Source organism: Arthrobacter sp. NicSoilB8, assembly GCF_019977355.1.
Lineage (GTDB): Bacteria > Actinomycetota > Actinomycetes > Actinomycetales > Micrococcaceae > Arthrobacter.
In genome coordinates, this window is sequence record NZ_AP024655.1 from 1 (window position 1) to 13,947 (window position 13,947).

Here is a 13,947-nt window from a genome sequence, read left to right on the forward strand (position 1 = left end):
ATGACAGTAGACGAAGCCAACCAAGCCAACACTGTCGGAAGTTCCTGGCGGCGGGTTGTGAGCCTTCTGGAGAACGACCACCGTGTGTCTCCCCGGCAGCGCGGCTTCGTCATCCTCGCCCAGGCACAGGGCTTGATCGGTTCCACCCTTCTGGTGGCCGTCCCCAACGAGCTCACCCGGGAAGTCCTCCAGACCCAGGTCAAGGAAGCCCTCGACGACGCACTTCGGAGCGTTTTCTCCGACGAGATCCGCTGCGCGATCGACGTCGACACCGACCTGGTGCCGCTGCACACCGAACCCGAGCCCGCCGTCGAACTTTCCCTCGTCGCCGATCCGACCGTCGAGTCGAAGCCGCAGCCGATGCTGCCGAGCACCTCACACGAATTCGGCCGGCTCAACCCGAAGTACGTCTTCGACACCTTCGTGATCGGATCCTCCAACCGGTTCGCCCACGCGGCCGCCGTGGCTGTGGCGGAGGCGCCGGCGAAGGCTTACAACCCGCTGTTCATCTACGGCGACTCCGGACTCGGCAAGACCCACCTGCTCCACGCGATCGGCCACTACGCGCGCCGGCTCTACAGCGGGATCCGCGTCCGGTACGTCAACTCGGAGGAATTCACCAACGACTTCATCAACTCCATCCGTGACGATGAAGGCACCAGCTTCAAGACCACGTACCGCAACGTGGACGTGCTGCTGATCGACGACATCCAGTTCCTGGCCGGCAAGGACCGGACACTGGAGGAGTTCTTCCACACGTTCAACGCCCTGCACAACAACAACAAGCAGGTGGTCATCACCTCCGACCAGCCGCCGAAACTGCTCGCCGGCTTCGAGGACCGGATGAAGTCGCGCTTCGAGTGGGGCCTGCTGACCGACATCCAGCCACCGGAACTGGAGACCCGCATCGCGATCCTCCGGAAGAAGGCCCTCAGCGAGGGCCTCTCCGCACCGGACGATGCCCTCGAATACATCGCTTCCAAGATCTCGAGCAACATCCGCGAGCTTGAGGGAGCCCTCATCCGCGTCACGGCCTTCGCCAGCCTGAACCGGCAGCCGGTGGATGTGGCCTTGGCCGAGATGGTGCTCAAAGATCTCATCACCGACGACGGTGCCCAGGAAATCACTTCCGCCCAGATCCTCACGCAGACGGCCGACTACTTCAAGCTCAGCATGGAAGAGCTCTGCAGCAAGTCGCGGACCCGCACGCTGGTGACCGCACGGCAGATCGCGATGTACCTGTGCCGGGAGCTCACGGACATGTCCCTGCCCAAGATCGGCCAGGAGCTGGGCGGCCGAGACCACACCACGGTCATCCACGCCGACCGCAAGATCCGCGAACTGATGGCCGAGCGCCGGGTCATCTACAACCAGGTGACCGAGCTGACCAACCGGATCAAGCAGCAGCAGCGCAATTCCTGAGCTGATTCCCGTCCTAACCGGACGAGCACTCCTACCTTATTAACAGGGGGCTGTGGACAAACCTGTGGATACTTAAGGGGACAACCGCGGTTAATGGGCTTAAAACCCTTAAGGCGCCTGTGGATCGGCGACCCGGCCAAAAATGTTGTCCCCATCCACACCCTGTTTAAAACCTGCCCCGCCCACAGTCCATGAACAGGGCTTAACCGCGGATTCTCACGGCGAGATCGAGTTATCCACAGTTTCCACAGCAGTTATTAACACTACTAATCCCAAGAAAATGAAATTCCCTCAAATAACAATCTCGTTCCCGCCTCCCCACAGCGCCCAGGCCCGTTCCGGACCGGCCGGCCAGGCGGGCCCCGCAAACAACACCCGTGTAAGCCGGGGATGGGAGAAACGCTCACCTTGGGGCTAAGCTGTCTGCAGTGCGTCCGTCCCGGACATCTTTTGTGGTTCCCTACCGGTCCATGAAGCCCGGGGAGGGCGGACCATTCCCTCGTTGACAGAGTTCGGCAGCCCTTCCGGAGTCCGTGGCAGCGTGGCGAGTTTTAGCGAGTTTCAGCACTGACAGCAGCAATGAAAGGCGGCACCCTTCCGTGAAGTTCAGAGTCGAACGGGACGTCCTGGCAGAAGCCGTGACATGGACCGCCCGGTCGTTGTCTCCGCGGCCGCCCGTTCCCGTACTTTCAGGCCTGCTCCTGAAGGCTGAAGCAGGTACCGTCAGCCTCTCGAGCTTCGATTACGAGACCTCCGCAAGGCTCGAAATCCCTGCAGACATCAGCGCTGAAGGAACTATCCTGGTGTCCGGACGCCTGCTCGCGGACATCTGCCGCAGCCTGCCTTCCGCGCCCGTCGAGGTCGAAACCGACGGCAACAAAGTGACACTCACGTGCCGCCGAAGCAGCTTCCACCTGGCCACGATGCCCGAAGCCGAATACCCGCCCCTGCCGGCCCTGCCCACGATCAGTGGCACCGTTCCCGGCGATTCGTTCGCCCAGGCGGTATCCCAGGTGATCATCGCGGCCAGCAAGGACGACACCCTGCCGATTCTGACCGGTGTCCGGATGGAGATCGAGGACGACCTCATCACGCTCCTGGCCACCGACCGCTACCGTCTGGCCATGCGGGAAGTCCCGTGGAAGCCCGTGAATCCCGGCATCTCCACGAGCGCCCTGGTCAAGGCCAAGACCCTCAACGAAGTGGCAAAAACGCTCGGCAGCAGCGGCGACATCAACATCGCCCTCGCCGACGACGACAGCCGGCTGATCGGTTTCGAAAGCGGCGGCAGGACCACCACCTCACTCCTGGTGGACGGCGACTACCCGAAGATCCGTTCGCTCTTCCCGGAATCCACCCCGATTCACGCCACCGTGCAGACCCAGGAACTGGTCGAGGCCGTGCGCCGCGTCTCGCTTGTGGCCGAACGGAACACTCCCGTCCGGCTCGCCTTCACCCAGGGCCAGCTCCACCTGGATGCCGGCACCGGTGAGGACGCCCAGGCCTCCGAAGAGCTGGAAGCCCAGCTATCCGGTGAGGACATCACGGTGGCCTTCAACCCGCACTACCTCATCGAAGGCCTGAGCGTCATCGAAACTAAGTTCGTGCGCTTCTCCTTCACCACCGCGCCGAAACCGGCCATGATCACGGCCCAGCAGGACGCCGAAGGCGAGGACCAGGGCGACTACCGCTACCTCGTCATGCCTGTCCGGCTGCCCAACTAGCTGACAGTTGTGGCCGTTTTGAGCCCTCAAAACGGCCACAACTGCGAGTCAGTTGGGTGACGTCACCCCGCAGCACCCCAGCGCAGAAAAGAGTTCATCCCGTGCACATCGGACTAATCGGCCTTGGAAAAATGGGCTTCAACATGCGCGAACGCCTGCGCAACGGCGGGATCGAGGTCACCGGTTTTGACCGGAACCCGGACGTCACCGACGTCGCCACCGTGGACGAACTCATCGCCGCCGTCCCGGCTCCGCGCATCATCTGGGTCATGGTCCCCTCGGGCGACATCACCGACGCCGTGATCACCGAACTCGGCACCAAGCTCGACGCCGGCGACCTTGTGATCGACGGCGGCAACTCCCGGTTCACCGAAGACCAGAAGCACGGCGCGGCGCTGGCCGGCAAGGGAATCCGCTTCGCCGACTGTGGCGTCTCCGGCGGAGTCTGGGGCCTCCAGAACGGCTACGGCCTCATGGCGGGCGGCGATGCCGCGGACATCGAACGGGCCCTGCCCGTTTTCGACGCACTCCGCCCCGCCGGCGAACGCGCCGACAGCTTCGTGCACGTGGGCGGTATCGGTGCCGGCCACTACGCCAAGATGGTCCACAACGGGATCGAATACGGCCTGATGCAGGCCTACGCGGAAGGCTACGAACTGCTGGCCGCGAAGGACATCGTCGCCGACCTTCCCGGCACCTTCCGTGCCTGGCAAAAGGGCACGGTCGTCCGGTCCTGGCTCCTGGACCTCATGGTCAAGGCCCTCGACGAGGACCCCGGACTGGAATCGATCTCCGACTACGTCGAGGATTCGGGTGAAGGCCGCTGGACCGTCGAGGAGGCAATCGCCAACGCCGTGCCAGCACCGGCGATCACGGCTGCGCTGTTCGCCAGGTTCTCCTCCCGCGAGGACAACTCGCCGGCCATGAAGATGGTGTCCGCGCTGCGCCACCAGTTCGGCGGCCACGCAACCCGGCCGGCCAAGTAATCCTGCCCGTGAGGTCCTGAATCCCGCGTGTACCTAGAAAAACTTTCGCTCACCGATTTCCGCAGCTACGCCCAGGTCGATCTCTGCCTTGAGCCCGGGGTCACCGTTCTGGTGGGGGCCAACGGCATCGGCAAGACCAACCTGATGGAAGCAATCGGGTATCTGGCCACGCTGAACTCGCACCGGGTCAGCACGGACGCGCCCCTGCTGCGGTTCGGCACCGAGCGGGCGATGATCCGGGCGAAACTGGTCCGCGGTGAGCAGTCCACCGTGCTGGAACTGGAAATCAACGCGTCCCGGGCCAATCGCGGGCGGATCAACCGCAGCAATCCGGTCCGCGCCCGGGACCTGCTCGGCATTTGCCAGACAGTGCTCTTCGCGCCGGAAGACCTGGCTCTGGTCAAGGGTGATCCGTCCAACCGCCGCCGGTTCCTGGACGAGCTCCTGGTCAGCCTCATGCCGCGCCACGCCGCGACCCGCAGCGACTACGACCGGGTGCTGAAACAGCGCAACGCGCTGCTGAAGTCCGGACGGACCGGCAAATTCACCGCAAGCCATGAGGCGACGCTCGATGTCTGGGACCAGCACATGGCCCGGGCGGGGGCCGAACTGCTGCACGCTCGCCTGGAATTGGTGGACCGCCTCCAACCGCATCTGCGAAATGCCTATGCCCAGCTCACCGACGGCTCCAAAGAGGCGTCCGCGGTCTACCGCTCCACGCTGCATGACATCATGGACGACGGCGGCGGCGCCGCGAGACCCGCTGCCGGGACCGGACCGGACGCCGGCGCGGCTTCCGGCGGGGAAGCACCCGCTGAGGACTTGCGCCTGCTCTCCGTCGAACAGCTCACGGACCGTTACATCCAGGCCTTTGCCGCGGCACGCCGCAAGGAACTGGAACGGGGAATCTCGCTGGTGGGGCCGCACCGCGACGAGCTTGAGCTCGCGCTGGGATCGGCACCGGCCAAGGGCTATGCCTCGCACGGCGAAACCTGGTCCATGTGCCTGTCCCTGCGCCTGGCCTCCTACTACGTCATGCTCGATGACGCCCGCACCGGCGGGTCGCCGCCCATCCTGATCCTGGACGACGTGTTTGCCGAGCTGGACGTCCAGCGGCGGCGTAAACTGGCCGCAATAGTATCCGGCGCCGAGCAAGTGCTGGTCACCGCCGCCGTCGAGGACGATATCCCGGCGGAGCTGACCGGACGGCGGGTGAAGGTCATCCCGGGAGGAATCGATGAGCAGGACAATCGATGAATAAGGATACCGACGGCGGCCTGCAGCCGGGCCGCGACCCCGATGACATCGATGCCGCCCAGGCGGCCCTGAACAGGATGCGCGATGCCGCCGCGGCCCGCGGCGAAATCCGGCGGGCCGTCCCGCGGTCCGGTGCCGCAGCCCAGAAACCCGCCCGCAGCGCGCGCGGAACCCGCGGGTTCTCACAATTCCACGGCACCGGCAGGGATCCGCTCGGCTTGGGAAAAGTCGTGGGACGCCTCGTGGCCGAACGCGGCTGGAGCTCGCCCGTGGCGGTCGGTTCCGTCATGGCACAGTGGGCCGTGCTGGTGGGGCCGGAAATCTCGGCCCACTGCACCCCCGAGAGTTTCACGGACACCACCTTGCACGTGCGGACCGATTCCACGGCCTGGGCCACACAGCTGCGCCTGCTCAGCAGCAGCCTGCTGGAAAAATTCCGCACCGAGCTCGGCGACGGCGTTGTCACCAGCATTCAGGTGCTCGGACCCGCCGCCCCGAGCTGGCGCAAGGGCCTGCGGACAGTGAACGGCCGCGGGCCCCGCGACACCTACGGATAACCCCGGCGGCCCGCACCGACCACCGGATCTGAAGCACTTCTTGCAAAAAACCTTGAAATATCCGCAAACGGCGTGTAGGGCGCTTGAACGGCCCGGAGCCGTATAGGAACCCTAGGGCGGGACCCCGAATGCCTTGCAGGGGGAGCCAGCGGCCTCCCAGCGGCACTTTCCCGCCCGTTTGGCGCCCTGGAATGCGGGTTTGGGTCCTATAACACGATAGAATCGTTGTAGATAACTGGGCGCCGGTGAAACGTCGACTGAGTCCGTTTCCGACGCAATTTCAGCGTGCGGGGGACGGGTCCTCAAGTCAGCGAAGCATCCGGCGCCATCAGTGACGTGCCTGTTGGCTGAGCCCTTTCCACGGAAGAGGCAAGGGCCGGCCTTCAACGAACATAGAGGAGTCGAAAGCGCCTGTGGCTAACGACAATGCAGAGATCCCGGCAGTGGAAGACGTAGTGGATGACGTCGCGGAAACGGTTGCGGGGGAAGCGCCGGTAGCGGCGTCGTCCGGGACCGGCACAACGCACGAATACGGCGCCAGCGACATCACGGTCCTTGAAGGCCTGGAGGCGGTCCGCAAGCGTCCGGGCATGTACATCGGCTCCACCGGACCCCGCGGCCTCCACCACCTCGTTTACGAGGTGGTGGATAACTCGGTCGATGAGGCATTGGCCGGCTACTGCACCCACATCGAAATCGTGCTGCAGGCCGATGGCGGCGTCAAAGTGGTGGATAACGGCCGCGGCATCCCGGTCGACATGCACCCGACGGAGCACAAGCCCACGGTGGAAGTCGTCATGACCATCCTGCATGCCGGCGGCAAGTTCGGCGGCGGGGGCTACGCGGTCTCCGGCGGTCTGCACGGCGTCGGCATCTCGGTGGTCAACGCGCTCTCCAGCAGGGTCGACACCGAGGTCCGCCGGCAAGGCCACGTATGGCGGATGTCCTTCGCCGACGGCGGCAAGCCGCAGGGCGGCCTGGTCAAGGGCGAGGAAACCACCGACAGCGGAACCACGCAGACGTTCTACCCGGACGCCAGCATCTTTGAGTCCACAGAATTCGACTTCGAGACCCTGCGCGCGCGCTTCCAGCAGATGGCGTTCCTGAACAAGGGACTGCGGATCACCCTGACCGATGAACGCCGCGCCACGGAGGAGCCGTCCGACGACGCAGACCTCGATCTGGACGCCGTCGCCGTCGAGGGGGAAGTCCCTGCTGAATTCCACACCGTGGTCTACCAGTACGACGACGGCCTGCTGGACTACGTCAAGCACCTGAACTCCGGCAAGAAGGTTGATGTGGTCCACGAAGACGTCATCGCCTTCGAGACCGAAGACACGGAACGGCACATCGCCCTGGAAATGGCGATGCAGTGGACCAACGCGTACTCCGAGAGCGTCCACACCTACGCCAACACCATCAACACGCACGAGGGCGGCACCCACGAAGAGGGCTTCCGTGCCGCGATGACCTCCCTCATCAACCGCTATGCGCGCGAGAAGAACATCATCAAGGAAAAGGATGACAACCTCACCGGGGACGACATCCGCGAAGGCCTGACGGCAGTCATCTCCGTTAAGCTCTCCGAGCCGCAGTTCGAGGGCCAGACCAAGACCAAGCTCGGCAACTCCGAGGTCAAGGGCTTTGTCCAGCGGGTTGTCACCGACGGCCTGGGCGACTGGCTTGAGCGCAACCCCGGCCCCGCCCGGGACGTCATTCGCAAGGCCATCTCGGCCGCCCAAGCGCGCATGGCCGCGCGGAAGGCCCGCGACAACGCGCGCCGCAAGAGCCCGCTGGAATCCTTCGGCATGCCCGGCAAGCTCTCCGACTGCTCCTCGAAGAACCCGGAGAAGTGCGAGGTCTACATCGTGGAGGGTGACTCGGCCGGCGGCTCCGCCAAGCGCGGGCGCAACCCTGAGACCCAGGCCATCCTGCCGCTGCGCGGCAAAATCCTGAACGTCGAACGCGCGCGCCTGGACAAGGCCCTCGGCAACGCCGAAGTCCAGTCCATGATCACGGCCTTCGGCACCGGCATCGGCGAGGACTTCGATCTCGCCAAGCTCCGGTACCACAAGATCGTGCTCATGGCCGATGCCGACGTCGACGGCCAGCACATCACGACGCTGCTGATGACACTGCTGTTCCGCTACATGCGCCCGCTGATCGAAAACGGCTTCGTCTACCTCGCGCAGCCGCCGCTGTACCGGATCAAGTGGTCCAATGCCCCGCACGACTACGTCTACAGCGACCGTGAGCGCGACGCGAAGCTGCTCTCCGGCCAGGCCGCCGGCCGCCGCATCCCCAAGGACAACGGCATCCAGCGCTACAAGGGCCTCGGCGAGATGGACTACACGGAACTGTGGGACACCACCATGGACCCGGACCACCGGACACTGCTGCAGGTGACGATGGACGACGCCCTGGCGGCGGACCAGATCTTCTCCGTCCTGATGGGCGAGGACGTGGAATCACGCCGAAACTTCATTCAGCAGAACGCCAAGGACGTTCGGTTCCTGGATATCTAGCGGCGAAAGCCCCCTTAATATTCCAGAACTGATATATACCTGAAACGGAAAATATAGACTATGAGTGACGAAACACCCGAGGCGCCGGCCGGTTCGGCCGGCTCCGAGCCCGTCCTTGAAGGCGCCATCCTCGACGGCGACGTGCTGACCGACCGCGTCGAGCAGGTGGACCTGCAGACAGAAATGCAGCGTTCCTACCTCGACTACGCGATGGCCGTCATCGTCGGCCGGGCCCTGCCCGATGTCCGCGACGGACTCAAGCCCGTGCACCGCCGCGTGCTGTACGCCATGTTCGACGGCGGCTACCGCCCGGACCGTTCCTTCAACAAGTGCGCCCGTGTGGTGGGCGAGGTCATGGGCCAGTACCACCCGCACGGCGACACCGCGATCTACGACGCCTTGGTCCGGCTCATCCAGGACTGGACCATGCGCTACCCGCTGGCGCTTGGCCAAGGAAACTTCGGCTCGCCCGGCAACGACGGCGCCGCTGCCCCGCGGTACACCGAAACCAAGATGGCGCCGCTCGCCATGGAGATGGTCCGGGACATCGACGAGGAAACGGTCGACTTCCAGGACAACTACGACGGCAAGAACCAGGAGCCGACCATCCTGCCGGCCCGGTTCCCGAACCTGCTGGTCAACGGCTCCTCGGGCATCGCCGTCGGCATGGCCACGAACATCCCTCCGCACAACCTCCGCGAAGTCGCCGACGGCGTCCAGTGGTACCTCCAGAACCCGACCGCCAGCCGCGAGGAACTGCTCGAAGAGCTCCTCCTGCGCATCAAGGGTCCGGACTTCCCGACCGGCGCCACCATCCTCGGCCACAAGGGCATCGAGGATGCCTACCGCACCGGCCGCGGATCCATCACGATGCGCGCCGTGGTCAACGTCGAGGAGCTCCAGGGACGCACCTGCCTGGTGGTCACCGAACTGCCGTACCAGGCCAACCCGGACAACCTGGCGATCAAAATCGCCGAACTGGTCAGGGACGGCAAGATCTCCGGCATTGCCGACCTCCGGGATGAGACCTCGGGCCGCACCGGCCAGCGCCTGGTGATCGTGCTCAAGCGCGATGCCGTGGCCAAGGTGGTGCTGAACAACCTCTACAAGCACACCCAGCTGCAGGATAACTTCGCCGCCAACATGCTCGCCATCGTTGACGGTGTGCCGCGCACGCTCAGCCTCGATGCGTTCATCCGTCACTGGGTCACCCACCAGATGGACGTCATCGCCCGCCGCACGCGCTACCGCCTGCGCAAGGCCGAGGAAGAAGCACACATCCTCCGCGCCCTGCTCAAGGCGCTGGATGCGCTCGACGAGGTCATCGCCCTCATCCGCGCCTCCAACACCACCGAGGCCGCACGCGACGGGCTGATGGAGCTGCTGGACATCGACGAGCTGCAGGCCCGGGCCATCCTGGACATGCAGCTGCGCCGGCTTGCGGCGCTGGAGCGCCAGAAGATCCAGGACCGCCACGCCGAGCTCGAAGCCCTCATTGCCGAGTACAACTCGATCCTGGCCTCCGAAGAGCGCCAGCGCGAGATCATCAGCACGGAACTGGGCGAAATCGTGGCCAAGCATGGCGACGACCGCCGCACCAAGGTGCTCATGGGCTTCGATGGCGACATGTCGATGGAAGACCTGATTCCCGAAGAGGAAATGGTGGTCACCATTACCCGCGGCGGGTACGTCAAGCGCACCCGCAGCGACAACTACCGCTCCCAGCAGCGCGGCGGCAAGGGCATCAAGGGTGCCCAGCTGCGCGGGGACGACGTCGTGGAGCACTTCTTCGTCACCACCACGCACCACTGGCTGCTCTTCTTCACGAACCTCGGACGCGTCTACCGGGCCAAGGCCTACGAGCTCGCCGAGGCAGGACGTGACGCCAAGGGCCAGCACGTGGCCAACCTGCTGGCCTTCCAGCCCGATGAGCACATCGCCCAGGTGCTGGACCTGAGGGACTACCAGCACGCCCCCTATCTGGTGCTCGCCACCAAGCGGGGCCTGGTCAAGAAGACCCGTCTGGAGGACTACGACACCAACCGGTCCGCCGGGGTGATCGCCATCAACCTGCGCGACGGCGACGAGCTCGTCTCGGCCCAGCTGGTCTCCGAAACCGACGACCTCATGCTGGTCTCCCGCAAGGGCCAGTCCGTGCGCTTCACCGCGACGGACGAGGCGCTGCGCCCCATGGGCCGCGCCACCTCCGGTGTGACCGGCATGAAGTTCCGTGAAGACGACGAACTGCTCGCGGCCGACGTCGTCAAGGACGGTTCATTCGTCTTCATCGTCACCGAGGGCGGCTACGCCAAGCGGACCGCTGTGGAGGAATACCGGCTCCAGGGCCGCGGCGGCCTCGGCATCAAGGTGGGCAAGTACCAGGAGGAGCGCGGACACCTCGTCGGCGCGCTCATTGTCCAGGAAGAGGATGAAGTCCTGGTGGTCATGGAAGGCGGCAAAGTGGTCCGCTCCTCGGTTGCCGGGGTGCCGGCCAAGGGCCGCGACACCATGGGCGTAATCTTCGCCAAACCGGATAAGAACGACCGCATCATCGCCGTCGCCCGCAACAGCGAACGCGGACTGGAGGGCGATGACTCGGCCGATGGCGAGACCCCAGGTGAGGACGCTGAAAATCGGGCTTCCTCGCCGGATGACGTAACGTTGGCTGAAGATGGCGGATTGCACGAGATGTCCGCAACGGCAGAATCAGTACCGGCCCCGGAGTCAGATGAGTCATCAGGCAATGCCGAGCTGGACGAAGACAACACCGGAGGTAACGAGTGAGTAATTCCGACTCATATCCCAAACCGAGCAGCGGCGTGCCGGGCGGGGTGCGGCAACCCGCCACGGCACCGCGCGTAGGCGCGCCCACGCGCCCGCAGCAGCGCCCCGGCGTGTCCGGCGCGGCCGCTGTCCCGGGACAGCGGCCGCCGGCCCCCGGCCAGCGCCCGGCCGTCCCGGGACAGCGCCCGGCAGCGCCGGGGCAGCGTCCCGTCCAGTCCGGCGGGCAGAACAGCGCCGGACTGATCAAGCCCGCCCCCAAGGCCAAGGTCCGGCGCGCCAGGCTGCTGGTCAGCAAGGTGGACCCCTGGTCCGTGCTGAAAATGGCCTTCCTGCTCTCCGTGGCCCTGGGCATCGTCACCGTGGTGGCGGCAATCGTGCTCTGGACCGTCTTGGACCTGACCGGGATCTTTGACCAGGTCGACAGCCTGCTCGGAACCCTCGCGGGCTCCGAAGGCGGCGGGTTCGAACTGAAGAAGGTGGCCTCCCTCGGCCAGGTGGCGTCGTTCGCGACCATCATCGCCGTGATCAACGTGGTGCTGCTGACGGCCCTGTCCATGCTGTCCGCGGTGTTGTACAACATTGCGGCGACGCTTGTGGGCGGCATCGGCGTAACCCTCACGGACGACTGAAACCCGTACTTTTCCCCGGATTCCCGCGGGAAAATGCCTCGATTTGAGATCGGGCCGGGATGTGCTGTACAGTCATATCTCGGCCCGATGAGGCATCGGGGCGTATAGCTCAGGCGGTTAGAGCGCTTCGCTGATAACGAAGAGGTCCCAGGTTCAAGTCCTGGTACGCCCACGGAACCAGTACTGGTTCTGCGGAGGATAGTGAAGGTTCGTCAATGACTGAACCGGAACGGGGTGCGCGTGAAGAAGTTGCTGGTTATCGCAGCTACGGTCGCAGGCGTCTTCCTCTACAGGAAAGTGCAGGAATCCGAAGCCCGGAAAATAATCTGGAGCGACTCAACCGATACGGTTGATTAGCCCGGAACCCTGGGACGAAAGCCGGAAAACGGTGTTCGTGACTAGGGTATGATTGTCGGGTTGCTTCTTATGGGGGCATGGCGCAATTGGTAGCGCACCTGCTTTGCAAGCAGGGGGTTCGGGGTTCGAGTCCCCGTGCCTCCACCATAGTAAAAGCCCCGGACCGCGGAAACGCGGTCCGGGGCTTTTTGCATCCCCCGGAAAACCCGTATGCCTGTGCACTCACTCCTTAGGCTTGGCGTAGCCCGTCATCCCCTGCCAATCGATGTACACATAAGGTTCGTCACCGAGGACCCAAGCATCGTGACCTGGCGGGATGATGCCGAAGTCGCCGGGACCGAATTCGATTTCTTCGCCGTCGTCCATAACGACTTTCAGATGGCCCGAGACGGTGTAGCCCTTGTGGGCAACCATGCAGCTGTCCGTCTGGGCGATTGGCTTGACGTGCTGAGACCACTTCCAGCCCGGCAGGAACGTCGCACGCGCGACGGCGCCGGCGTCGAGGTTCACGAGGTCCACCTGACCCATGCCCTCGGCAACAGGACGTGATTCTTCCGGCTCGTCCAGGCTCTTGCGGATCATTGACGCCATGATGGTCTCCTTCTTCGATGATGGTAAAACCGGAATGTGAGACCGCGATTTAAGATTGGCACCGGGGTCTGTACGGGTCAAGGAGCGGCGGCCGGGCGCCCCCCAGGCCGCGGTCCCGTTAGTGTTGGAGCGTGAACTTCTTGCTTGCCGCCGTAGGGGTGCTGGGGGTGGCCTCGTCCGGGCCGCTGATCGCCGCCACGCTGGGCGCAACATCGGTCAGTGCCCTCGCTATCGCCTTCTGGCGCAACGCGATAGGCTCCGTCGTCATGGCCGGTCCGGTGTTGGTCCGCAGCCCCCGTCAGTTCGGAAAAGTGACCGGCCCAGAGTTCCGCTGGTCACTTGCCGCGGCAGTGGCCTTGGCATTGCACTTTGCCTGCTTCATTTCCTCCCTGCAGTTGACGTCGGTCGCGGCGGCGACGGCGCTGGTTTGCCTGCAATCGGGCTGGATCGCGATCTTCCAGCTTTTCCGCGGGGTCCGGCACCGCTGGCCGGTCCTGGTGGGGCTGGGGATCGCTTTCGGCGGCGTCGTGACGATTACCGGCTTCGATATGGGCACCTCGCCCGGGGCGCTCCTGGGCGACCTCCTGGCCGTGGCCGGCGGCGCGCTGGCGGGCATCTACACGCTCGCTGGCGGCAAGGCACGGCAGAGCATGAGCACGGGCGTTTACACGACGCTCTGCTATGGCATGTGCGCCGCGGTGGTCGCGGGGATGGCATTGATTGCCGGACAGCCGCTGGCGGGGTTCGAGGCGACCGGCTGGCTCGGAATACTGGCCATTACCGTCTGCGCGCAGCTCGTGGGGCACACCGCGTTCAACCACCTGCTGGCCACCATGAGCCCGCTGCTCGTGTCCATGATCATCTTGCTGGAAATCCCGGGAGCGGCGCTCCTGGCCGCCGCCTTCCTGGGCGAGACACTGCCGGCCGGGACCTATGCGGGACTGGCGATGATCCTGGTGGGACTCGCCGTCGTTGTCCTGGGACAACGCGGCTCACGCTCCGGCGGGCGCGGTGAGGGACAGGGTGTTAAGGGGCAGGGTCCCGCGGCGCCCGGTGCGGATCGTCTGGCGGAGCTCGGCACCGACTAGGCGGCACCGATGAAGCAGCACCGGTGA

Annotated in this window: 11 protein-coding genes and 2 tRNA genes; 12 read left to right on the forward strand and 1 reads right to left on the reverse strand. The window is 64.9% G+C overall.

Annotation, left to right across the window (positions count from 1 at the left end; translation table 11 throughout):
- The 11 genes from dnaA to LDO15_RS00055 all read left to right on the forward strand — a co-directional run bounded on the left by dnaA (nt 1) and on the right by LDO15_RS00055 (nt 12,388).
- On the forward strand, nt 1–1,422 hold the full coding sequence (dnaA, locus tag LDO15_RS00005; RefSeq protein ID WP_223982550.1) for a chromosomal replication initiator protein DnaA: 1,422 nt from the start codon (nt 1–3) through the stop codon (nt 1,420–1,422).
- Between the two features lie 599 nt (nt 1,423–2,021).
- Nucleotides 2,022–3,146, forward strand: coding sequence for a DNA polymerase III subunit beta (gene dnaN, locus LDO15_RS00010; protein ID WP_223982553.1), 1,125 nt, complete (start codon nt 2,022–2,024; stop codon nt 3,144–3,146).
- A 101-nt stretch (nt 3,147–3,247) separates the two neighbouring features.
- Nucleotides 3,248–4,132 carry a phosphogluconate dehydrogenase (NAD(+)-dependent, decarboxylating) gene (gnd, locus tag LDO15_RS00015; protein ID WP_223982557.1) on the forward strand — a complete coding sequence of 295 codons (885 nt, stop codon included), beginning with the start codon at nt 3,248–3,250 and terminating at the stop codon, nt 4,130–4,132.
- Nucleotides 4,133–4,159: 27 nt separating this feature from the next.
- Nucleotides 4,160–5,389, forward strand: a complete 1,230-nt coding sequence (recF, locus tag LDO15_RS00020; protein ID WP_223982559.1) for a DNA replication/repair protein RecF — start codon at nt 4,160–4,162, stop codon at nt 5,387–5,389.
- Nucleotides 5,386–5,946, forward strand: a complete 561-nt coding sequence (locus LDO15_RS00025) for a DciA family protein (RefSeq protein ID WP_223982561.1) — start codon at nt 5,386–5,388, stop codon at nt 5,944–5,946. The genes recF and LDO15_RS00025 overlap by 4 nt, the downstream gene beginning before the upstream one ends.
- A gap of 545 nt (nt 5,947–6,491) precedes the next feature.
- Nucleotides 6,492–8,471 carry a DNA topoisomerase (ATP-hydrolyzing) subunit B gene (gene gyrB / locus LDO15_RS00030; protein ID WP_263428407.1) on the forward strand — a complete coding sequence of 660 codons (1,980 nt, stop codon included), beginning with the start codon at nt 6,492–6,494 and terminating at the stop codon, nt 8,469–8,471.
- Nucleotides 8,472–8,531: 60 nt separating this feature from the next.
- The gene (gene gyrA, locus LDO15_RS00035) at nt 8,532–11,255 is read left to right on the forward strand and encodes a DNA gyrase subunit A (protein WP_223982565.1); all 2,724 of its coding nucleotides are present in this window, start codon (nt 8,532–8,534) and stop codon (nt 11,253–11,255) included.
- Complete coding sequence (locus LDO15_RS00040; protein ID WP_223982567.1) at nt 11,252–11,884, forward strand: DUF3566 domain-containing protein; 633 nt, start codon at nt 11,252–11,254, stop codon at nt 11,882–11,884. The genes gyrA and LDO15_RS00040 overlap by 4 nt, the downstream gene beginning before the upstream one ends.
- A 98-nt stretch (nt 11,885–11,982) precedes the next feature.
- Nucleotides 11,983–12,056, forward strand: a tRNA-Ile gene (locus tag LDO15_RS00045).
- A 68-nt stretch (nt 12,057–12,124) separates the two neighbouring features.
- Entirely contained in the window at nt 12,125–12,241 is a 117-nt protein-coding gene (locus LDO15_RS00050; RefSeq protein WP_223982568.1) for a DLW-39 family protein, read from the forward strand.
- Between the two features lie 71 nt (nt 12,242–12,312).
- Nucleotides 12,313–12,388 (forward strand) — tRNA-Ala (locus tag LDO15_RS00055).
- Nucleotides 12,389–12,463: 75 nt separating this feature from the next.
- On the opposite strand, the gene LDO15_RS00060 is transcribed toward LDO15_RS00055, so the two are convergent.
- Entirely contained in the window at nt 12,464–12,832 is a 369-nt protein-coding gene (locus tag LDO15_RS00060) for a cupin domain-containing protein (protein ID WP_223982570.1), read from the reverse strand.
- Nucleotides 12,833–12,963: 131 nt separating this feature from the next.
- Between LDO15_RS00060 and LDO15_RS00065 the strand changes: the two genes are divergently transcribed.
- Nucleotides 12,964–13,920, forward strand: a complete 957-nt coding sequence (locus LDO15_RS00065) for a DMT family transporter (protein WP_223982573.1) — start codon at nt 12,964–12,966, stop codon at nt 13,918–13,920.
- Nucleotides 13,921–13,947: the final 27 nt, after the last annotated feature.